At 56.4% G+C, this 20,932-nt stretch carries 17 protein-coding genes; 15 read left to right on the forward strand and 2 right to left on the reverse strand.

The features are described 5' to 3' along the window. The first annotated feature begins 298 nt into the window (after positions 1-298). From HMPREF0573_RS05725 to HMPREF0573_RS05785, 15 genes are all read left to right on the forward strand, one after another. Entirely contained in the window at positions 299-556 is a 258-nt protein-coding gene (locus HMPREF0573_RS05725) for a type II toxin-antitoxin system RelB/DinJ family antitoxin (RefSeq protein WP_013189180.1), read from the forward strand. 1 nt (position 557) lies between these two features. Continuing rightward, on the forward strand, positions 558-818 hold the full coding sequence (locus HMPREF0573_RS09555) for a Txe/YoeB family addiction module toxin (protein WP_013189181.1): 261 nt from the start codon (positions 558-560) through the stop codon (positions 816-818). Between the two features lie 21 nt (positions 819-839). After that, entirely contained in the window at positions 840-965 is a 126-nt protein-coding gene (locus HMPREF0573_RS10030; protein ID WP_269089671.1) for a hypothetical protein, read from the forward strand. A gap of 234 nt (positions 966-1,199) precedes the next feature. After that, a complete protein-coding gene (locus HMPREF0573_RS05730; RefSeq protein ID WP_236589673.1) occupies positions 1,200-5,057 on the forward strand; it encodes a cell wall-binding repeat-containing protein in 3,858 nt (1,285 codons plus the stop codon). 127 nt (positions 5,058-5,184) lie between these two features. Then, complete coding sequence (locus tag HMPREF0573_RS05735) at positions 5,185-5,955, forward strand: hypothetical protein (protein ID WP_236589671.1); 771 nt, start codon at positions 5,185-5,187, stop codon at positions 5,953-5,955. Next, positions 5,952-7,091 (forward strand): hypothetical protein, encoded by a 1,140-nt coding sequence (locus HMPREF0573_RS05740; protein WP_013189184.1) that lies wholly within the window; start codon positions 5,952-5,954, stop codon positions 7,089-7,091. The genes HMPREF0573_RS05735 and HMPREF0573_RS05740 overlap by 4 nt, the downstream gene beginning before the upstream one ends. Positions 7,092-7,219: 128 nt before the next feature. Next, positions 7,220-8,299, forward strand: coding sequence for a heat-inducible transcriptional repressor HrcA (gene hrcA / locus HMPREF0573_RS05745; protein ID WP_004007266.1), 1,080 nt, complete (start codon positions 7,220-7,222; stop codon positions 8,297-8,299). A 68-nt stretch (positions 8,300-8,367) separates the two neighbouring features. After that, positions 8,368-9,489 (forward strand): molecular chaperone DnaJ, encoded by a 1,122-nt coding sequence (gene dnaJ, locus HMPREF0573_RS05750; protein WP_004007265.1) that lies wholly within the window; start codon positions 8,368-8,370, stop codon positions 9,487-9,489. Further along, complete coding sequence (locus HMPREF0573_RS05755) at positions 9,486-10,388, forward strand: RsmE family RNA methyltransferase (protein ID WP_004007264.1); 903 nt, start codon at positions 9,486-9,488, stop codon at positions 10,386-10,388. The genes dnaJ and HMPREF0573_RS05755 overlap by 4 nt, the downstream gene beginning before the upstream one ends. Positions 10,389-10,390: 2 nt before the next feature. Further along, a complete protein-coding gene (locus HMPREF0573_RS05760) occupies positions 10,391-11,401 on the forward strand; it encodes a PhoH family protein (RefSeq protein ID WP_013189185.1) in 1,011 nt (336 codons plus the stop codon). Between the two features lie 2 nt (positions 11,402-11,403). Further along, on the forward strand, positions 11,404-11,856 hold the full coding sequence (gene ybeY, locus HMPREF0573_RS05765; protein WP_004007262.1) for an rRNA maturation RNase YbeY: 453 nt from the start codon (positions 11,404-11,406) through the stop codon (positions 11,854-11,856). An 8-nt stretch (positions 11,857-11,864) separates the two neighbouring features. Further along, positions 11,865-13,145 (forward strand): hemolysin family protein, encoded by a 1,281-nt coding sequence (locus tag HMPREF0573_RS05770; RefSeq protein ID WP_013189186.1) that lies wholly within the window; start codon positions 11,865-11,867, stop codon positions 13,143-13,145. A gap of 40 nt (positions 13,146-13,185) precedes the next feature. After that, positions 13,186-14,187, forward strand: a complete 1,002-nt coding sequence (gene era / locus HMPREF0573_RS05775) for a GTPase Era (RefSeq protein WP_236589668.1) — start codon at positions 13,186-13,188, stop codon at positions 14,185-14,187. Positions 14,188-14,390: 203 nt separating this feature from the next. Next, on the forward strand, positions 14,391-16,271 hold the full coding sequence (ilvD, locus tag HMPREF0573_RS05780) for a dihydroxy-acid dehydratase (protein WP_013189188.1): 1,881 nt from the start codon (positions 14,391-14,393) through the stop codon (positions 16,269-16,271). Positions 16,272-16,336: 65 nt separating this feature from the next. Continuing rightward, positions 16,337-16,873, forward strand: a complete 537-nt coding sequence (locus HMPREF0573_RS05785; protein ID WP_236589666.1) for a hypothetical protein — start codon at positions 16,337-16,339, stop codon at positions 16,871-16,873. Position 16,874: 1 nt separating this feature from the next. On the opposite strand, the gene HMPREF0573_RS05790 is transcribed toward HMPREF0573_RS05785, so the two are convergent. Then, the gene (locus HMPREF0573_RS05790) at positions 16,875-17,939 is read right to left on the reverse strand and encodes a hypothetical protein (RefSeq protein ID WP_013189190.1); all 1,065 of its coding nucleotides are present in this window, start codon (positions 17,937-17,939) and stop codon (positions 16,875-16,877) included. A gap of 15 nt (positions 17,940-17,954) precedes the next feature. Continuing rightward, on the reverse strand, positions 17,955-20,918 hold the full coding sequence (locus HMPREF0573_RS05795; RefSeq protein ID WP_013189191.1) for a DivIVA domain-containing protein: 2,964 nt from the start codon (positions 20,916-20,918) through the stop codon (positions 17,955-17,957). Positions 20,919-20,932: the final 14 nt, after the last annotated feature.

Below are 20,932 nucleotides of genomic sequence, written 5' to 3' on the forward strand. Positions count from 1 at the left end.
GTGGGAAGTTCGGGTTAAGTGTCGGGCGTAAAAGGGCGCCAAATCCTGTTGACGTCGCTATATAGTGCCCGACTGGGTGCAGCCGCCCGATTGACCTCACAGCATCCGGCGAAACTTTTGGATGAAACTGGCGAAAACCTTTGGATGGTAATGCTGTGCACTCTCGAGCGGGTGGGGTGGTGGTCGTTCCGTTTGCGGACCCTGCGAAACTAAGCCCCGCGTGGTGGTGAGACTTGGCACAGATTCATGAGTGAATTAGTGGTGCGTTAGTTGTATAATAGTGTGCGAAGTGAGTGCAATGGCTACAGCAAATGTGACGATTCGGATGGACGCGGAGTTGAAAGCGGCGATGGAAGAACTTTGCCGCGATTTGGGAATGAACATGACTACCGCATTTACGATTTTCGCAAAGAAAGCGACCGGGGAAAACCGCATCCCGTTTGAGGTCTCACGTCCCGACCCGTTTTATAGTGAGTCGAACCTGCGCAATCTGCGCGATGCAAAGTCTGCGCTGGATGCCGGTGAAGGCGTGGAACGCAACCTGATTGAGGCATGAGGTGCGTCTCGTTTGGTTTGAAGGGGCTTGGGGGGATTACCTGTATTGGCAAACCCAAGACAGCAAGACATTACGCCGAATTAATAAGTTGGTGAAGGATACCCAGCGGGATCCACTTTCTGGATTGGGAAAATCCGAGCCGCTCAAAGGAGAGCTGTCAGGGTGTTTTAGTCGGCGTATAGATGAGAAAAACCGGCTGGTCTATCGTCTTAGAGGAGATACTTTAGAGATTCTGCAGTGCCGAGGACACTACCAGGATTAACGCTGTCTAGTGGGACTGGAAATGTCGCGTACATTCGGGCGGATGGGGTTGTGGTCGTCCCTCTTGTGGTCCTGCGAAACGAAGCCCCGCCTGGTGGGGCGTGGGGCAACGGACAGGATTTGTTCGGACATGGTGGTCAAGATTTAGTAAAGCGAGGAAAAGATTTGCGCATTGGCAGTCGTATGACCTGCGCTTTGAGGTGCTGACCTGCAATTATGGAAAATCGCTGGGATGTGTGCGAGGTTTCGCTGAAATGATGCTAAAAGTCTCACAATTAAAGGTAGCTAGCCGAACTAAACGCCTGAGTATTCGGAATACTATGCTGTCATCATCCGGAGGGTGCAGCGAGCGAATCCATGGATGGTATTCGAGGAGGAAAAAGTGGAAACATACGGTCACGTCGTTGTGAAGAAAATGCGCCGCGCGGGCATCGTGGGTCTATTTGCGGTCGGTTTAGCTTTTGCGGGCGTCGCCCCGGCGAACGCTCTGCGTGGACCAGACTGGCAGACCAGTGACTTGGGGAAAAATGGCGCAGCGGTGGCTCAGATCGCAGTGCCCCTAGGGGGGAAAGATTTAAAGTACAAGACCTGTACCGGTGTGTTGGTATCCAAAAATGAGGTGTTGACTTCCTCTGACTGTTTCTCCTTTTCTAACGATCCGTATGGAGATATCTTCAACCGCGCTAAGACCAAAATGGAAGATTTGGCTACAAAAACTGCCCGGGTGACATTCGGCAAAGATGCCACAAGCACGACTGATGCGGATAAGCGGGTTTATTTCTCTGTCCGGGTGGAGACTCCGACGCAAACCACTTACGGGCTTTCCATTGTGCAACTTGACCGGGACGTACAGGGAATCTCGCCAGTTACAAAGGCTACGGGAGTCGTGCAAGACGGAACCAGAGTGAACATGGTGGGCTGGGAAACCACAGATTTCGTACCCGCTCCCGGTGCTTCTGCCATCACTATAAATACGAAGGACAAACAGATTGCTTTCCGAGCCACGGGCAAGTACGAGGTGTCCCCGATGACCTGGGAACATTTCCAGGAAACCTCCGGGGCAATTCCTCGGCTCGACATTCCCAGCGCTAGCGATAAGAATGATATTGTCCCGGCCTTCAAGATTGACGGGACTCGCGTATCCAAGGACCCTGTGAAAGAACTGGGTACTCCGGTCATCACTGCAGACGGTAAGCTGCAAGGTCTTTTGGTGGGGTATTCCACGGAGGGTGCTCCAGTATTCATGGACACTGGTGAAGCTAATGTCTCGGACTGGATTTATCGTAAACACGTGCAGCGTGTTCTGGAAAAGAAAGCTAAAGCGTCCAGTGAGGCAGATTTAGTCAAGCAGTACACAGATTTGCGGGATGCACTCTGTTCTCAAGTGACTCCGCCGCCAGCTGGTCCGATAGACGATTTTAAGCACTACGCTGAAACGAACCAGTCTGATACGAAGAACTCGGTCATTTCTCACAACGAGTACATCACTAAGCTTGCTGGTGCGTATCCGACCGTCGCGGGCGAAATTAATCAATCGCTTTACAAATCCCCTACGACTTTGGCTCCAAATTATGAAATTCCGGGGTATCTAGACCCTAAATACATCAAGGATATCGCCAAAGAACCGGCTGAATTGTTGGCAATGTGCACCTCTGCTGATGGTGCTAATCCTCTGGACATGTCGATTATGTACCAGCGCGCCTTAGCTGACCAAAAGGTTTATGACACAGAGCGTGCTGCAGTCCAGAGTAAAATAGACGAAGCTGAAAATGCCAAGAACGAAGCCCAAACTACCTACGACAAGGCTAAGACAACTACTGCGAAAGCTGAGGCGATTTATACTGCGGATCCCGCGGATGCCGCGAACCGTGACGCGTGGAAAGTTGCTGCTGAGGAGGAGAAAAAAGCCAAGGAAGACCTAGATAGCAAGATTAAGGCCTACAAGGTACAACTTGAGATAAAGGAACAAATAGTCAAGCATCTCGATCCGGTTGTGAGTGATGCGGTGGGAGCCGTTAAATCAGGTCTTAACGAAGTGCGTGACAAGGTGGAAACTGCTCAGAATAATTGGCTGAAGGAAGACGATGCCTTTCGGACTAAATACGCCCAAGCAATGACCAACTACCTCAAGGAGCTGAAAAAGCAAGCAGACAATGTGGCTCTCAAAGCGGACAATGCGGCTCACTGCCATGTTGATTCAGTAACGTCAAAGACTGTCTGTGATGCTGGGTATCCAAAGAAGCCTGTTCCAGTTAATCAGACTATTCTTGATAATAACCCCTATAACACCTACCTGACCAAAGGTGCCGCCGAATCAGTAGTACCGCGCAAACTCGATTCCTACTACAAGGCGCTCAACGAAACTGTGCCAATTATGTTGGAGGCACGTTATCAGATTTGGAATATGAATCGGATGACGGAACTGCTTAAGAAGGGTGGGACCCTTAATGATGCTGACCGTGAGGATATGCGTCAGGAAATCAAGGGCATCTTGGCGAAACAGGCGGATTTGATGAAGCGTATTTCCAATGAATACGGTCAGATGCAGGGATATCATTCCGACTTGGTAAAGATGTATGAAGCTATGCCGGAAAGCTTCAAAAAGATGATGCATGACCAAGGCTATGAGAAGGCAATCAAGGATTATAACAACGCAAACCTGGCCTATAACGGTGCAGAGAGCGACCAGAAAAATTTGCGCGAAGTTCGTGATGAACTGGCTGATCCAAACTTAACGGCTCAGGATATGGACCGTCTGCTTGACAAGACCAATAAGGCCTTCTTTAACCTGACGGATATTCTGAATAAAATTATCAAGTCCTCCGAGGACATGAAAAACCTCAACTCCTACGGAAAGTTAGTCAACGATAAAGTTGTCAAACCCGACCCGAACGACCCGACTGCGGGCATGTCCCCCAAGGAAAAGGAGAAGTACGAGGCTCAGAAGAAGAAGGAAGAGGAAGCCAAGAAGAAGGCTGCTGAGGCTGCGGCGAAGAAGGCTGCGGACGAAGCTAAGAAGGCTCAGACGGAGCGGGACAAGAAAGCTAAGGCGGACGAAAAGCGCCTGGCCAAAGCCCTGTCCAAGAATACCCTGCGAGCTGAGGGTAGCAACCGGGTGCTGAGTGCGATAGCGGCGTGGAAACTCGGTAAATTCCCTGGGGATTCCATCGTCCTGGTTGATGGGAATGTGGCTGCTGACGGTTTGTCTGCCACGCCGTTTGCTGCCGGGTTGCACGCGCCGATTCTGTTGACCACTTGGAAGACCGGCTTGGAGCCCGCAGTTATGGACCAAATTAAGGCTTCGGGCAAGAAGAACCTTTACTTGGTGGGCGGTCAGGTGCCGATGACGCCTTACGACGAGTTCGAACTGCGCGATGCCGGGGTAAACATCCACCGTATTGCCGGACCGGACCGTTTCAACACCGCCGTGGCGGTCAACCGTGCTACGGAACCTCTCATCGGGGCTGCCCCGCACAAGCCGCTGAACCTGTTTATCGCCGATGGCGTCGGCTTCCCGGACGCATTAGTCGCCGGGGCAGCAGCTGGTCGCACTGGTTCGCTGATGCTGCTGAGCAAAGGCAACACCTTGGATCCTGCCACCTACAGCTATATCTCAGAGTTGGGTCAGACCCGCCCGCTGCAGATTACTGCGGTCGGCGGACCGGCAGTGCGCGCGGTACAAAATACCCCTTGGCCCACGACTATGTCGGTGAATATCAAACCGATCATGGGCAGGGACCGCTATGAAACCGCGGCAAATCTGGCAGCGTCGCAGCCTGGTAGCACGGCTGCGGTACTGGTCAGCGGCGAGACATTCCCCGATGCCCTTTCTGGCGGAGCATTGGCAGCTGATCAAAATGCGGCATTGATTTTGACTCGTGCCAAGGAACTACCGGAGCCGTCCTACCAGGCATTGCGCCGTCACGGTTCGGAAAAGACCATCGTGGTGGGCGGTCCGTCCGCGGTTAGCCCGAAGGTCGCTGAACTGGTGAATGGTGCCAAACTGAACAACGATGCCTCCAAGGTCGTGGAAGGCTCCCTGGCAGAATCAGCCGCCCTGGAAGCGCAAACCAAGGCTGCGGAAGAAAAGGCGAAGCAAGATGCTTTGAACCGCGTCAGGGGCATGATTAAGGACACTGATTCTCTCAAGACCGTAATGAGTCAGCTGGGAGTTTCCGATTTGGATGCCCTGGCTAAAGCATTAAGCGGTAAGGCGAACCCTGTCCCTGAAAAGAAATAAAACTGGCACAATTCAATCACCACCGGACGCGGCAGCGTTCAGGCTGTCGCCTCCTTGGTTTACGCCACAATCCAGTACTGGGTTCAAATACTAGTAATGGCATCCGCTTTCCGGATAGACTCGAAAGGTGAGTGAAAATCAGCCAACTGTACCAGTCTCGAGCGCAGCCGCGAAAGATTCCGCTGTGCCGGGTTCGCTGTGGCTGCGTCTCACGGGACTCGTCGTGATGTTACTGTCCGCGGTGCTGGCAGTAATCTCCATTTTTCATGGAGCGAGCCGTATCGCCGTCCTCGGGTGGGGCGGTTTTCAGCTTCCGTCGCCGCAAGCCTGGTTAGGTTCCGCTGCGGATCCTGTCAAAATCTCGCTTTTTGCCGTCGAAGTGTGGGGCGGAGTCCTGGCGGTATGGGTCACCTATCTGAGTTTGTTCGTCGCGCTTACGGTGTGGGGCTTACCGCGTCTGGGGGATCCAAAAGAACGCACCTCCCTGCAAAATCTGATTGGGGAGGCGATGGGAGTGCTATTTGCTCTGTTAGCTACGGTGGTAGGGTTTGTCACCACCATCAGCGTCAGTAGCGAAGAAATAAAGTCTCTCGGTGTCTCGATGTCGGTGCTGGTCATACCGGTGTTTATCGGCGGAATAGGGATGCTGTACACCACGCTGCGTTCGTTTATCGGGGCATATCGGGTACTTAATGCAGAGAACCCCACGCCCTCACCGGCGCCCGCCACCAAAAAACCGTCCCCCCGACCTTCTGCGACTCGCCGGGGAAAGACCGAGAAGTCTCAACCCGCAAAGCGAGGCAAAACGCCCAGCAACACAGCGAAAGTCATTCGAGTGCAGGCGACGGGTCGAAACGTCCCGCGCAAATCGGGCTCTGCGAAAGGCGGCGCGAAATGACAGCAACCGTAATCGTCGTTTTAGCTGTCCTGATAGCGGTGCTGCTCCTGGCTATCCGAGTACCGATCATGTTTGCCCTGGGGGTGCCGGCATTGCTCGGAAATCTGGCGCTCATGACCGGTAACCAAGTAACGGGAGTGGGACTGCGGTCCCTGGTGGGAGCGTTTAATCTGTATTCTTTTTCCGGGGTCATCCTGTGGATGGTCATCGGCGGAATCATGGTGGAATCCGGGCTGATGGAGCGGTATTTGTCCGCTCTGCACACTCTGCTGGGACGCCAGGTCACCTGGCAGCGACGGGAGGCCTGGTCCGTTTCGATTCACGGTCTGCCTCTGACCACCGTGGCGTTGTTGCTGGTAGTAGCGGGAGCAGGGTTAGTCGATGACCATTTCCTTCTGTTACTGATGCTGGTTTTGCTGATAATTTTGGCGATTTTCGCGGGACTGGTCGCGATTCTCTCTGCGCCACAGGTCAGCCAAATGACCATGAAAAAAATGCGTTCCGCGGACGGGGAATCTTGGAAACAAACTGCCAAAGCTACCGCGGAAGTGACGGCGGAAGGCACCGTTCATCGCAGTTCGTCAAAGACTCACGCTGCCCTCACCCTGTTGCCTCCCTTCCTTCTGGCTCTCATTTCCATCGTTTTGACTCTCTCCACGCCGATTGGTTTGGCAGATTTGGGGGGAATCGTGTGGGTGGTAGTCATGGTTATGGCGCTGTCTACCAGTGGATATAAGTGGTTGGCAGATGCCGGCTTGCAGGCGGTCTTGAATGTCGCTTACGTGGCATCTACCGCCGCTTCTGCCCTGTGGATGGCTCAGCTCATTAACACCGCGGGCGTCATCCCTGCCGAAGCTGTCTCCAGCGGCTCTGCTATCATCTGGCTACTGTTGGGTGCGGCAGTGTTGTCTTTGCTGCTGGGTGAAGTCCTCGGCTCTGAAGCTGGTGCGGTCATGACGGTCACGCTGCTGGGTCCGTTCCTAACAGCAGGGGTTAACGCCACCTCCGTAGCGACCTCCGTGTCCGGTATCTTGCTGACTATGCTCGCTGTCGCTGCCGTCATCGGCGGCATTTTCGCACGAGTTCTGCCTCCGCGGACATCGCCGTGGCCGTTGACTGTCTCTCCTTTGCACTAGTGAGGTCGGACCGGGCACAGGAAAGTCTGGGCTTGGTCGGTTGGCAGGGGTCTGGGATGGGAGTTTTGCGCCAAAGCGGGGTAAGATTAGCAATCGGAGGTTGTGAGTGCTAAGGCTCGTGAGTCAGCATGGCGACTGTCTGGCAAGCTCAGAGAGAAACAGGAGGAACGATGGCAGACAAGGCGGCGGATCGGCGTCTGGGAGTGCTGCGAGCCATCGTTTCTGACTACGTTGAAACCCAAGAACCGGTCGGTTCGAAGTCTCTGGTAGAACGGCACTCACTGGGAGTTTCCGCCGCGACTATCCGCAACGACATGGCGCAGCTGGAGGAAGAAGGTCTGATTCGCCAGCCCCACACTTCTGCCGGTCGTATCCCCACCGACAAGGGCTACCGCTACTTTGTGGATCAAATCGAGGCCATCAAACCACTTTCCGCACCCGAGAGAAAAGCCATCACCGAATTCTTTACTTCCGCGGTGGGACTGGAGGACGTGATGGAGCGTACGGTGCGCCTCTTGGCGCAGATGACGCACCAGACGGCAGTAGTGGAGTTTCCGGCGTTCAATCCTTCCGGGCTGCGCCATTTGGAGCTGGTGCGTTTGGGGGCGGGACCGGACTGCAAAGTATTGGCGATTATTATTTCCGAAACGGGACGGGTGGATCAGATTCTGGTGAACCTTCCTCACGAGGTTAGCGAGGCAGACCTCAGTTCTATCGGCACTCCGCTCACCTCCGTGTTTGCACAGTCGGATATTCCTGCCCAACAGGCTGCTTTGCAAGAATGGCTGGCTACTGTGGGCAATCAAGCCCTGCGAGAAAATGCTACTATTTTGGCACAAAACATCGCGGCGGCCTTGGAGCAAGGTGCGGTAGAGACGCGAATCGTGATGGCAGGAATGGCGAACCTGTCGCGCTCAGGTGCGTTTAACGAAACCCTGACCGCTTTGGTTGAAGCCCTGGAAGAACAGGTCGTGCTGTTGAAACTGTTCGGCGAGATGCGTGAAGCCGAGCCAGTGAGCGTGATTATCGGTGAGGAATCTGGTCACGAGGTGTTGAAAGATACCGCCATCGTGTCTTCCAGCTACGCTCCAGCAGGAGCCGGTCAAGCCCACGTGGGGGTGATTGGACCCACTCGCATGGACTATCCTAGCTCGATGAGTTCGGTACGGGCAGTAGCTAGGTATCTGTCACGAATCTTAAACCAGTAAACCAAAGCTATCCGGACCAGTAACCGAGAGAAGCGGACGAAAACAGAGACAAGCAGGAAAGAAAAACTTTGAGCGACTACTATGAAACCCTCGGCGTGAGCCGTAACGCTACACAGGACGAAATTAAGAGTGCCTACCGCAAACTAGCGCGTAAACTGCACCCTGACGTGGCTGGTCCTGAACACGAGGAAGAATTCAAAGAAGTCAGTGCTGCCTACGATGTGTTGGGCAACCCAGAGAAACGCCAGCAATATGACCTGGGTGGTTCCGGGTTCGGTGGGGGCGGATTCAGTGGATTCAATGGAGCCAACGCTGCCGGATTTGGATTTGCGGACATCCTCAATGAGTTCTTTAGTGCCGCTTCGTCCACCAGTGGACCTACACCGCGCGGGGGGCGCGGGCAAGACATCCTGACCACGATTGACGTGGAGCTGAAAGACGTCACGTTTGGCACCGAGCGGGAAATTAAGATTAATACCTTTGTGAAATGTAAGACTTGCAAAGGTAGCTGCTGCGCGACGGGAACCCGCCCTAAAACCTGTTCTACCTGTGGCGGGACCGGTTCTGTGCAACGTATGGCGCGGTCTTTCCTGGGGCAGGTAATGACTACCGCCCCGTGCGGAACCTGTAAAGGTCACGGCACCATCATCGAACGCCCTTGTGCGGATTGCTCCGGGGAAGGACGGGTGCGCGCCACGCGCAACATTAAGGTGGAAATTCCAACCGGGGTGGAAAACGGCACGCGGATTCGTCTCTCTGGTGAAGGCGAAGCGGGACCTGCCGGGGGTGCGTCAGGCGACTTGTACGTGGAAATTCACGAGCTGCCGCACGAAGTCCTGCAGCGCCGTGGCGACGACCTGCACACTTCCTTACGAATTCCCATGACTGCAGCAGCACTGGGCATGGAATTTTCCCTGGAGACCCTGGACGGGACCAAGAAAATCACTGTCGAGGCTGGTTCTCAGCCCGAGTCAGTCATCATTATGAAAGGCTTGGGGGTCGGTAGGCTGCACCGCCAAGGTCGCGGTGATTTGTATGTGCACCTCAATATCGAGGTCCCCACCGGGCTGGATGAACGTCAGCGTGAGCTGCTCAGCGAACTGGCGCGGTTGCGTGGCGAGGAATCCCCGATTCCTGCCGACAGCTCCTCCGGGAACACTGGCGGAGTGCACCGGAAGGGTCGGAAATGACCCGGCAAACGTTCTGGTTTTCGGGTGATAGCGCGGGGGAAGCGGGCACATCACCAGCCACTGAATTTGCGGGTTTGCGCGGTTATCGCGAGGGGGAGGAAATTTCTATAGTTGGCGCGGAGGCTCATCATGCTACGGTCAAGCGACTGCGGTTGGGTGAGGTCGTCGATGTGGTCGACGGGTTGGGCTGGCGCGCTGGGGCAGAAGTCGTTGCGGCTCAGAATTCGAGGTTGCGGTTGCGTCTGCTTGCGGATGCGGTGGCAGACCCCGTGCCGCCCTTGCGTCTCACCCTGATTCAGGCATTAGCCAAGGAAAAACGCGATTTACAGGCGCTGGAATCCGCAGTGGAGATGGGTGCGTGGCGAGTCATCCCCTGGGGGGCTACGCGCTCGGTTTCCCGATGGGATACCGTCACGAAGCGTGCCAAAGGTCGGGAAAAGTGGCGTAATCTGGCGGTTTCTGCTATGAAACAATCACGTCAGGCGAGGCTGGCAGAAGTGTCAGAGTACCTGGAAAGCGGCGGGGACATTGTGCCGGAACCTCAGGGGGCAGAAACTCAGTCGGTGAAACCGGCTGCGAACACGATTTTTTCTGAAGTCGAGGCGATGGTGCAGGGCGGGACCGCAGTGTTCGTCCTACACGAGCTCGCCACGGAGCACCTGGCGCAAATGCTGATTCCTCTGGCACGGGCAGGTCAGACCCCGGAGGACATTGCGGTCATTGTGGGACCAGAAGGTGGTATTACCGCTCCGGAGTTGACGGCTTTCACCGCAGCGGGGGCGCGTCCAGCACTGCTGGGACCGACTGTTTTGCGCTGTTCTTCCGCCGGACCTGCGGCGCTGGCGGTTATTCAATCCCAGCTGGGATCTTGGCGGGGAACGCCGCCAGAGAGTAGGTGACTATGGTCCAGAAACGAGTCACGGTTGAAGTTCCGGAGGAAATCCCGATGATTCAAGTCCTCGGGGTGAATGATGCCAACCTGCACAAATGGGAAGACGAGTTTCCCATGGTTAACTTTTGGGTTGCCGGGAATGAGATTTTTATTCAAGGTCCGGACGTGGACCTGGAACTGGCGGTGCGGACTGTGCAGACACAGTTCACTAAGACTAACAATATAAAACGAATTATACCGGATTATGGTTTGCAAACTAATCAACGCGCTCGGCTCGCTCCGGCACTTTCGGAGCTGCCCGCACGGGCTGCAGACGCCCGGTACCGAGCGGTTTTCGTCAGCCGAGAAAAAGTCATTCGTCCGCAAACGGAGGGTCAAGCCCGCTACGTCAACGACATTAACTCCCACACCATCACTTTTGGTATCGGACCGGCAGGGACAGGAAAAACCTACCTCGCAATGGCTCGCGCCGTAAAAGCGCTGCTGGAAGGGGAAGTGACCCGACTCATATTAACCCGCCCGGCTGTGGAGGCAGGGGAAACCCTGGGGTTCCTGCCCGGCACCTTGACTGACAAAATCGATCCTTACCTGCGCCCGCTCTATGATGCTCTGCGCGAAATGCTCGATACGGGCACCATTAGTCGCATGATGAGCGACGGCACCATCGAAGTCGCTGCCCTGGCGTATATGCGCGGACGCACCTTGAACGGCAGTTTCATCATCCTTGACGAAGCTCAAAACACGACCAGTGAACAGATGAAGATGTTCCTGACCCGCCTGGGCTTCGGCTCCAAGATGGTCGTGACCGGGGACATCACTCAGATAGACCTGCCGTCTCGTCAGCCCTCCGGTCTAAAACAGGTCAGCGAAATCCTCAGCGATGTTCCTGACATTGCGTTTAGCTACCTCAGTGCAGCCGACGTGGTGCGTCACTCGCTGGTCGGGGAAATCATCAACGCTTATGACACCTACGAAAGCCAAACCGTATTGCGCAGCCCACAGGGCTTGGGAAGGAAATAACCATGAGTGTGGAAATCAATAACGAAACCGCGTGGGAACTGGAGATGAGTGAGTTCGTAGACCTGGTGTCGTATTGCCTGGAACAGCTCTATGTGTCTCCTGCCGCTGAGGTCAACATTATGTTTGTAGATATTAAGACCATGACTGACCTGCACGTCAAGTGGATGGATTTGCCCGGTCCCACCGATGTGTTGAGCTTTCCGATGGATGAACTGACACCGGGGCGCGAGGGGGTGCCCAGTGCCGCCGGGGTGCTGGGGGACATTGTGCTGTGCCCTGACGTCGCCGCGGAACAGGCCCGCGACGCCGGGCACGCTCCTATTGAAGAAATGTTGCTGTTGACGGTTCACGGATTGCTGCACCTGTTGGGATTCGATCACGCCGAGCCGGAAGAAGAAAAAACCATGTTTACCCTGCAACGCAAGCTGCTGTTGAACTTTCTGGCGAATCGGTAGGGGCACTCATGCAGTTTTCCTACATAGCTGGGGTGGTGCTCACCCTCATCGCGGCAGTGTCTTTCGGGCTGGCGATGCCACTGAGCTTGGGAGAAGGTGCCGTGTCGCGGCTCAGCATCGCCTCGGCGGAAGATTTGGCTGAAGAAGGCGCGAAGCACTCTAGGGAAATAGAGCTGCTGGCGGAGAATCGCCGGGTAGTGCTCTCATCCTTGCGGGCTTGCCGTGCTTTCGTGACGACCGCGGCGGTGGGATGCGGAGCGTTGCTGGGGTCACAGCTGCCTCTTAGCTGGTGGCTGGTGGCGATTCTGGTCGTCGGGGTGGGGACATTGCTGCTGGTGGTGATGACTCTGCCCTGGAATCGGTTGGGGCGGCGCTATCCGAACGTGACAGTGCGTTACCTGGCGCCGTTCCTGGTGACGGCATGGAATGCAGGGAAACCCTTCGGGATGCTATTGAGTATCGCGCGGGGTCCTTCCAGCCAGACTGACCAGGAAGCTCGCGATGAAGTCGCCGAAGACCTGCGCGAAATGGTGGATCAAATGGGAGAGCCGGACACCATCGAGGATGCGGACCGAGAGATGATTTGGTCTGTTTTCGAGATGGGGCGCACTTTGGTGCGCGAAGTCATGGTACCGCGAGTAGACATGGTTACGATTGAATCGGAAAAGACCCTGGACAAGGCTTTGACGTTGTTTGTGCGTTCCAGCTATTCACGAGTGCCGGTCATTGGCGAAGACGCGGATGACATCCGCGGAATCCTATACCTAAAAGACGTATTGCGTCGCGTCAACTCAGATCCGGCGGCGCGACAGATGACCGCGGAACAAGCTATGCGCGAAGCCAAGTTCATTCCAGAGATGAACCTGGTCGATGACACCCTGCGCGACATGCAGCAGAACAGCTATCACATGGCGGTGCTGGTGGATGAGTATGGTCTCATCGCGGGTCTGGTCACTTTGGAAGACCTGGTCGAGGAAGTCATTGGAGAAGTCTCGGACGAGCATGACCACGCAGAGAAGGAGCCCGAATTGCAGCCCGACGGCAGTTGGATTGTCCCGGCGCGGCTGCCTCTGGTCGACCTCAACGATTTGCTGGGCACCGAGATTGATGATGAAGACGTGGATACCGTGGGCGGTCTGTTGACCAAAGCCGTCGGAGTGGTGCCACTGGTGGGTGCGAGTGCCACTGTTGAGGGATTGGAACTGTGTGCGGTCGAGGCAGAAGGGCGCCGCCGCCAGGTCTCCGCTATCTCCGTTCGGCTCGTCCCTCCAGCGCCGGATGAAGAATAGCTACCAAAACCAAAGTTTGAAAGGCAAGAGGATTTATACCATGAATCAGATAAATTTCCCGGATTTGGATGCCATGGATACCATGGGAGACAACGAAACATCTGATTTAGCAGCTTCGGGTCTCTTCACCCGAGATTGGCCCGAGGACTTCCGTGCCGGTTTCGCCGCGGTGATTGGGCGACCCAATGTGGGCAAGTCCACTTTGATTAACGCGATGGTGGGGCGCAAGATTGCCATCACTTCCGACCGTCCGGAGACGACGCGGCGAGTGGCGCGCGGAATTGTGCATCGCCCGGATTTTCAGCTGATTTTGGTTGATACCCCCGGCATTCACCGACCTCGCACCCTGCTGGGACAGCGTCTGAACGACATGGTGGACGACGCTTTTTCGGAAGTCGATGTCGCGGTCTTTTGCGTTCCTGCAGACCAGCCTATCGGTCCGGGCGACCGGCGCATTGTGGAAACCCAACTGAAAACTGCGCATTTTCCCGCTATTGCTGTCGTCACCAAAACCGACGCCGCCTCCCGAGAACAGATTGCCGAACAACTATTGGCAGTTTCACAATTGCACGACTTCGCCGAAATCGTGCCCATTTCAGCCCACCAAGGTACCCAGGTGCAAACGCTGATTGACTTGCTGGGGCAGCGCCTGCCCTTGTCACCGCCACTGTATCCCCGAGACCAGGTCACCGATGAGGACGACACCGCGATGATTTCCGAGCTGATTCGAGAAGCTGCGTTGGAAAGCCTGAGCCAGGAACTGCCTCACTCTCTCGCGGTGCAGGTGGAGGAGATTATCAAGCAACCCGGACGCTCCGGGGATGGGGAATTCTGGAAGATTCACGTCAATCTGTTTGTGGAGCGTGACAGCCAAAAAGCCATCGTCATCGGACGTAAGGGTGCGCGGCTCAAAGAAATCGGTACAAAGGCTCGTCCGCAAATTGAATCCTTGGTGGGGCATCACGTGTATTTAGATTTGCATGTGCGGACCGCTAAAGAATGGCAGCGCAATCCAAAAATGTTGAACCGTCTGGGTTTCTAACGTCCTATCGCGCTGCTACGTGAGATTTTATCAGGGGCGGAGCTGAGTTTCCGTACCCTGCGGCACGGCTATACCTGAATCTGTATAATTATTTCTCTCGCATTGTGCTCATTATGTGGGCAAAGACCCCTCTGGTTTCGCCGAATACGCGCCGGATAATTAAAATAACTCCGAGTATTAAAGCAACTCGTTAAGGAGACACCATGACTCGCAAACTCAACAGCGCAACGTCTACTACCGGGCGGAACATGGCAGGCGCTCGCTCCCTGTGGCGCGCTACCGGCATGAAAGATGACGATTTTGGCAAGCCGATTGTCGCGATTGCGAACTCCTTTACTGAGTTTGTGCCCGGTCATATTCACCTGCGCGAGGTTGCGAAGGTCGTAGCTGAAGCGGTGCGCCAAGCTGGTGGCGTGCCGCGCGAATTCAACACCATCGCCATAGATGACGGGATTGCGATGGGTCACGGGGGGATGCTTTATTCCTTGCCCAGTCGCGAAATCATCACTGACTCAGTGGAATACATGGTGCGTGCGCACACCGCGGATGCCCTGGTGTGCATCTCTAACTGCGATAAAATCACCCCCGGAATGCTCAATGCGGCGCTAAAACTCAATATTCCCACCGTCTTCGTCTCAGGTGGTCCGATGGAAGCCGGCAAGGGCGTCCCGGCGGAAGACATCGTCGGACCGTCACGAGAAGGTCGGGGGAGCCTGATTACCGTGATGAACGCTACCGCGAATGACGACATCGACGATGCGGAACTGCACCGGGTGGAAGAAATCTCGTGTCCGACCTGCGGATCTTGCTCAGGAATGTTTACCGCAAACTCGATGAACTGCCTGACCGAGGCGCTGGGCTTAGCGCAGCCGGGCAACGGCTCCACCCTCGCGACTCACGTGGCGCGCCGGGGACTCTTTGCCCGCGCTGGGCAGCTCGTGGTGCAACTCGCGAAGCGCTATTACGAAGACGAGGACGACTCCGTGCTGCCCCGGTCCATTGCCACTAAGGAGGCGTTCGCCAACGCGATGAGCCTGGATATGGCGATGGGCGGCTCCTCCAACACGGTGCTGCACCTGCTGGCAGCTGCCCAGGCAGCCGAACTAGATTTCACGTTGGCGGACATTGCCCAGATTGGACGCACGGTACCGACCTTGGCAAAGATTGCCCCTAATCACAACGACTATCACATGGAGGACGTCCACCGGGCCGGCGGAGTACCGGCGCTACTGGGCGAACTCGACCGCGCCGGTCTCTTGCAACACAATGTTCACTCCGTGTGCTATCCAGACCTTGCCACCTGGTTGGCAGACTGGGACGTGCGCGGCGGCACCCCCAGCGCGGAAGCCCTCGAATTGTTCCACGCCGCGCCTGGTAACCAGCGCACTATCCACGCGTTTTCTGCCACCGCGCGCTTTGACACGTTGGACACGGATGCGGCTACGGGCTGTATCCGCGACGTGGCGCACGCCTACGTAGCGAAAGGCGGGCTGACGGTGCTGCGCGGGAACCTCGCTCCGGACGGTGCTATCGTGAAAGCCGCAGGTATCGACCCGGAGCTGTTCCACTTCGAAGGTCGCGCCATCGTGATGGAATCCCAGGAAGAAGCGGTAGAAAAAATCCTCGACAAGACCGTGCAGCCCGGAGACGTGGTCGTGATTCGATACGAAGGTCCCGCGGGTGGTCCCGGAATGCAAGAAATGCTCTATCCTACGTCCTTTTTGAAAGGTCGGGGGCTGGGCAAAACCTGCGCGCTCATTACCGACGGTCGATTCTCTGGCGGCACTTCCGGGATTTCCATTGGTCACATTTCCCCCGAAGCGGCCGCGGGCGGGCTAATTGGTCTGATAGAGGACGGCGACAAGATCATTATTGACGTGAACCGAGAGGAACTGACCCTGGACGTGCCGGACGATGAAATCGCGTGCCGTCGCGCAGCGATGGAAGCAAGCCCGCACCCGTGGCAACCTCACCGGGATCGGAAAGTCTCCGATGCTCTCAAGCTCTATGGAGCCACCGCCCTCTCTGCCGATAAAGGCGCAGCTCGTGACGTGAAAGGACTGCTGGCTCGGCTCGGTATGTAAAAGGGCAATTTCGCGAGGACTCAGGTGGTACGATTTTTCCTGAGATATACCGAAGGAGAAAAGCAATGACGTACCCTAATCCTCCTCAATATCCCGTTCAACAGCCGATGGCGTACCCGACGCCACAAAAATCCTCAACGAACCCCGTCTTAATCGGTATTGCCGCCGGTTTGGGAATTATCATCGTGGCGTTGGCAGTATTCCTCGTCGTGCTAATTCTGGGAGGACACAACAAGTCTGGAGCTGAAACTAATGCGGCACAGCCACAGAGCCAACCAACGTCTACTGTTACCGTTAGCCCGGCGCCGACCGTAACCGTGCAGCAGCAACCCACCCAAACCCAATATGTGAGCGGGGGGCAGATTCCTTGGCCGCCCAGCGGCGCTACCGCCACGTGTGGCTCGACTGTCGCGGTAAACAACGTGACCAGTTGCGATTTCGCGCAAAATGTGGCGGACGCATACCGGTCAAGTGGTACGGGAGCCGTCTATGCGTACAGCCCAGTCACCAACGTAGAATACAAAATGAACTGCCAGCTTTCCCGGGCCAGCGTGGTGGTTTGCACCGGCGGCAAGAACGCGGTGGTTTATATCCAACAGTAGCTCAGCCTACGGCGGCGACGAGCTTGTTCAACACGCCGATACCGCCCTCAAAAGAGCCGGCTTGGGCGGCGATAGCCAGGGGTACCCGCTTGCCTTCACTTTTTTGGTACCATCCCATTTGGCGAACCAGGTAGCCTCCGCTGACGCCCGGTCCCCAACCGCCTTTGAAGGTCGCGCCGGGTAGCCGACCCATTCCCCAGCGCTGGTCGCCACTGACTTGCCCCATATTGGACACAACCGGACCTGAACCTGCTAAACAGGGCAGTTTCATCATGAAACCTACTTGGGATGCGGTGGTCCAGGGAGTTTGCCCAAAAACTGTGAACCCGGAACGCAGTCGTGTGGAAGGAACCGTGGTCGAGTTATCCCCGGTTTGACGTAAAACTTGCGTGGTGGCCTGAGCCCGAGCGGCATCGTTTGTGCCCAAAGATTTCCACAGTGCCTCGGCGGCACCATTATCCGAGTGACGCAAAGCTGCTGACATGGAACCAGCCATAGCCCCCGCCTTCCCCGCCTGAGAGACTGCCACGGAAACTGGAACTTTCGAGGTCGACCATGCCACCCACGCTTGTGCAGATCCGGCAGTTTCAATCTTGGAGCTGGTCGGGTCAAACCAAGCCACAGAAATGGTCGCGCCCGTGTCTCGACCGACTTTTTCGAATGTCGCGCGCAAATCTTGGCTGCTGAGTCGCCCGGCGGCGGGAGACGTCAGCACCGTGCCATCACAGCCCTGGACTTGGGCGCCACCAGGAGTCTGGGGTGCGGGAGAATCGCTCGGGCTTGCACCTGGGGCGGAGCTCGAATCGGAACTGCGTTGATTAGTTGCCGCTGAATTAGTGTCTGAACCCGCAGAATCCCCCGGGCGTTGCGAGGTGAGGGAAGGGCTGGGCGAGGCGCTCACCTGAGGCTGACGAGCCAGCTGAGTAACGGTCACGGCTACCGCGCCCGTTACCAGACCCCCGGTCAGCAGGGTTATCCCTAGTGCCACTAAGCCGCGCCGGACTCGGCGCCGCTGCTCGCTGGCGGCATCGTAATAGGGATTGTAATGTTTCGGGGTGTAAGACATCAGATAGGCAAACTCTCAAATTTTTGGAATGGTCAAATGCACACCGTCAAAGTCCGAAGACGCCGAGGTTACAGGGACTTCGCGTCCATCCGGGAGACGCACAAAGACCTGATCATCCGCGCCTAGGGGTCGCGACGTGGCTACTGTTACCAGGTATCCCGTGGTAATCGATTTACGGTGCTGTTGGGCTTCGAGTTTCGCAATAGAAGCCGGTTTTACCCGCGAACCGCTCTCGTCGAGGGAGCCATACACAGAAGTGAATGTGTCCAAATTCGAGCGGTACCCAGCCAAGAAGTGCGGGATGAAACGTCCGTCCGGATCGACTTCCGCCAGAGGCTCCTCGCCTTGTAGCATGGGGCGCGGGTTGGAATCATCAGGGAAAATCGGTGTCGGTTGACCCTTTGTAGATTCATTATTCTCAGATTGGGTATCAATCATGGGGATGTCCGCTGCGGTTTCAGGGACCGACGCAGCATTCTGCACTGCCAGTTCCTCTAGCCGCGTCGCCGAAAGATGTTCCGTGACAGTCCCGGTCGGTTCCGGTTCGGTCAGTGCTCCCGCGGCGGGTGACTCGGTAGGTGACTCGGTAGGCGGAAAGTCCGTAGCGCTGCGGGTGGGAGTCATCAACACACCCGGCACATCAGCCAGCTTTTGTTCCGATTCCGCCGAAGAATCTGCCTGTTCAGGGGCAAGTTTTTCGCGAATCTGACCCAAATCCAGCCCCACTCCGGGGGTCGGCAGCGGAGGAGCCACCACGTCGGTCAGTGGGGCTTTCGGAGTTTCTGTTGGAGTGCTGTAATCAGCAGGGGCGAACTCTGCATCGTTAACTTCCACGGGTGCGACTTCGTCCTTGCCCAGTTCCACGGCTTCGAGCTGGGGCATTTGGAAAGTCGAAAAGCTAGGCTCGGCGGGTTCGGCAGCTTCAACAGGCTCAGACAGTTCTGTCGGGGCATCGAGAGTTTCACTCGTCGGCTCAGGCTGTTCCACCGCGAGTTCCTCCGGCATTTCCGGAGCGGCAGTGGCATAGGCTGGTTCATTTGCCGAAAAGTCCGGGACGCTGTACTGGTCGGTAGGCTGCAAGTCGGGTTGCACGCTGGGCTGCTCATCGAACTGCTCGTAATTCGGCGGCTGTGGGGTCCCATCCCACTCACTCGGGGTTAAGCCCTCTGCCTGGTAGGGATTTGGTGTCTGCCACGAGTCCGTGGCGGCAGGCTGTTCCGGGGTCGCATAAGTTAACGGGTCAATCGTGGGTGACTCCGGGGTCGCATAAGGGGGTTGCGGCTGTTCAACATAGGGTTGAGATATCGACTCGGGTACAGATTCTGGGGCATAATATTCGGCAGGTTCCGCCGCGACGGGGGCGACCGGCGTTTCTTCCGGGGTAGCAGGAGCATAAAAATCCTCTTGCAAAGCGGTGGAATCAGCCTGAACGTCGGTCGTTTCTACCGGTAAATCCGGGGCATCGTCCAGCGTGATCTCCTCGGGATAATCATCGTCCAGAGATTCTTCTAGGTCGTAGGGTTCTTCTTGATCCACAGCAAAGGTCGAGTCGTAATCAGGGGTCTCCTCCGAGGATGATTCGTCTCCTTCCGGGTATTCTCCCGGTTCATAGTCTTGCGCATACTCAGACGGGACCTCGGTAGGGGGTGCAGTATCAACCGGTGCAGCGGGAGTGACCGGTATCACCATCGTGGTGTCTTCGGGAATGAACGCCTGGTTTTCTCCCTCCGCCTGTGGCGGGTAGTCGTAGCCCTCCGGTGTTGCCGCGCCATAGGGCGAGGGGTATCCAGCTTCGGTGGGAGCCTCCGGATATGGCTCGGAACTGCCCTGATATTCAGCGGGAGCCGTGCTCATCGGTTGGTCGTAAGCGTCATATTCGTAGGGCTGGTAAGGGTCGTATCCGGGCTCAGAATAGGTTTGCGCAGCGGTTGCGTCCGGGGTCTGTGGCTCCGGCGCGTCTACAGGATACTGCGGAACTTCACCCCATTCATCGTCAGGCTCAGGGAGGGGAACTGCCGGAGCGGTTTCTCCGCTGGCTGCGACAGATGGTGCTATCGGAGTCTCCGTTTCGGGCAGGGCGGCACTGGCGAAATTCTGTTCGGGGATGCTTTCGACCGGGGACGCATTTGTACCCGTCTCTGGCATTTGCGACTGGGGTGACATCGCCGCGTTGAGGGGAGGAAACAGGGGAGAACTCGCCGTGCTGGTGGCGTCAAATTCATGACCAGCCGGCGACCCGTCCTCGTGATTAGTTAGCACTGCCTGCTCGAAAGGAACCGGCTGCGTCACCGGAATCGACCCGGTGGGAGTACCCAGGATAGAGGAACTTACCCCCAAGTCCTCACTCGGAGTTGCAGCGGGGGTCACGGGGAGCGGGGCTGCGCTAGCAACGGTTTGCTCCGCGGGTTGGCTCGGGGGAGTTTCAGCCGCAATCTCAATAGGAGTCACAGCTGCATCTTCGTTAGGCGCACTGCTGCTGGGTAGTTCGCCAGAGGCAGCGGCTTGTTCGGCGGCTTCCGCTTCTAATGCTGCTCCATCCACCTGTAGCACCTGGTAACGCTGGTCTGAAGGGGGGATGCCGTAGAGTTTTTCGTAAGCCTCCAAAGTAGCTGCGACCTGGTCCAGGTAGTCGTCCACGGCATCTTGGTCGTATCCCACGCGCATCCGGGTGTAGTCGAAATCGACCTCGCGGACGTCTCGACCGCGGACCGTGATATAAGCCAAATCCACCTCGGCTTCTGGAGAAGCATTTAACGCTTCATAGTACGAAAGGACACGCACTACTTCATCAAGGTAGTCGTCGATTTGATTCTGGTCGTACCCATCACGAAATTTTGTTGCAGGGAACTGGGCAGAAAAAATATCTTCACTGGTCAGCAATTGCGGGGCAGCCTCGCTCATGTGCCGGTCCTTTCCATTCTTCACTGTCAGCAGCGTAGCCGGCTGCTTTCCAAACAGAGCCGGATTTTGCGCATACACACTTCAAGGGACGA

Origin of the sequence: Mobiluncus curtisii ATCC 43063, from assembly GCF_000196535.1 — a bacterium.
Taxonomy (GTDB): Bacteria; Actinomycetota; Actinomycetes; order Actinomycetales; family Actinomycetaceae; genus Mobiluncus; species Mobiluncus curtisii.

What these genes read in the sequence shown, in the direction of transcription:
- HMPREF0573_RS05725 (WP_013189180.1), top strand. Translation starts at nt 299, where the DNA reads ATGGCTACAGCAAATGTGACGATTCGGATGGACGCGGAGTTGAAAGCG.
- HMPREF0573_RS10030 (WP_269089671.1), top strand. Translation starts at nt 840, where the DNA reads ATGTCGCGTACATTCGGGCGGATGGGGTTGTGGTCGTCCCTCTTGTGG.
- HMPREF0573_RS05740 (WP_013189184.1), top strand. Translation starts at nt 5,952, where the DNA reads ATGACAGCAACCGTAATCGTCGTTTTAGCTGTCCTGATAGCGGTGCTG.
- hrcA (WP_004007266.1), top strand. Translation starts at nt 7,220, where the DNA reads ATGGCGACTGTCTGGCAAGCTCAGAGAGAAACAGGAGGAACGATGGCA.
- HMPREF0573_RS05755 (WP_004007264.1), top strand. Translation starts at nt 9,486, where the DNA reads ATGACCCGGCAAACGTTCTGGTTTTCGGGTGATAGCGCGGGGGAAGCG.
- HMPREF0573_RS05760 (WP_013189185.1), top strand. Translation starts at nt 10,391, where the DNA reads ATGGTCCAGAAACGAGTCACGGTTGAAGTTCCGGAGGAAATCCCGATG.
- ybeY (WP_004007262.1), top strand. Translation starts at nt 11,404, where the DNA reads ATGAGTGTGGAAATCAATAACGAAACCGCGTGGGAACTGGAGATGAGT.
- HMPREF0573_RS05770 (WP_013189186.1), top strand. Translation starts at nt 11,865, where the DNA reads ATGCAGTTTTCCTACATAGCTGGGGTGGTGCTCACCCTCATCGCGGCA.
- era (WP_236589668.1), top strand. Translation starts at nt 13,186, where the DNA reads ATGAATCAGATAAATTTCCCGGATTTGGATGCCATGGATACCATGGGA.
- ilvD (WP_013189188.1), top strand. Translation starts at nt 14,391, where the DNA reads ATGACTCGCAAACTCAACAGCGCAACGTCTACTACCGGGCGGAACATG.
- HMPREF0573_RS05785 (WP_236589666.1), top strand. Translation starts at nt 16,337, where the DNA reads ATGACGTACCCTAATCCTCCTCAATATCCCGTTCAACAGCCGATGGCG.
- HMPREF0573_RS05790 (WP_013189190.1), bottom strand. Translation starts at nt 17,939, where the DNA reads ATGTCTTACACCCCGAAACATTACAATCCCTATTACGATGCCGCCAGC.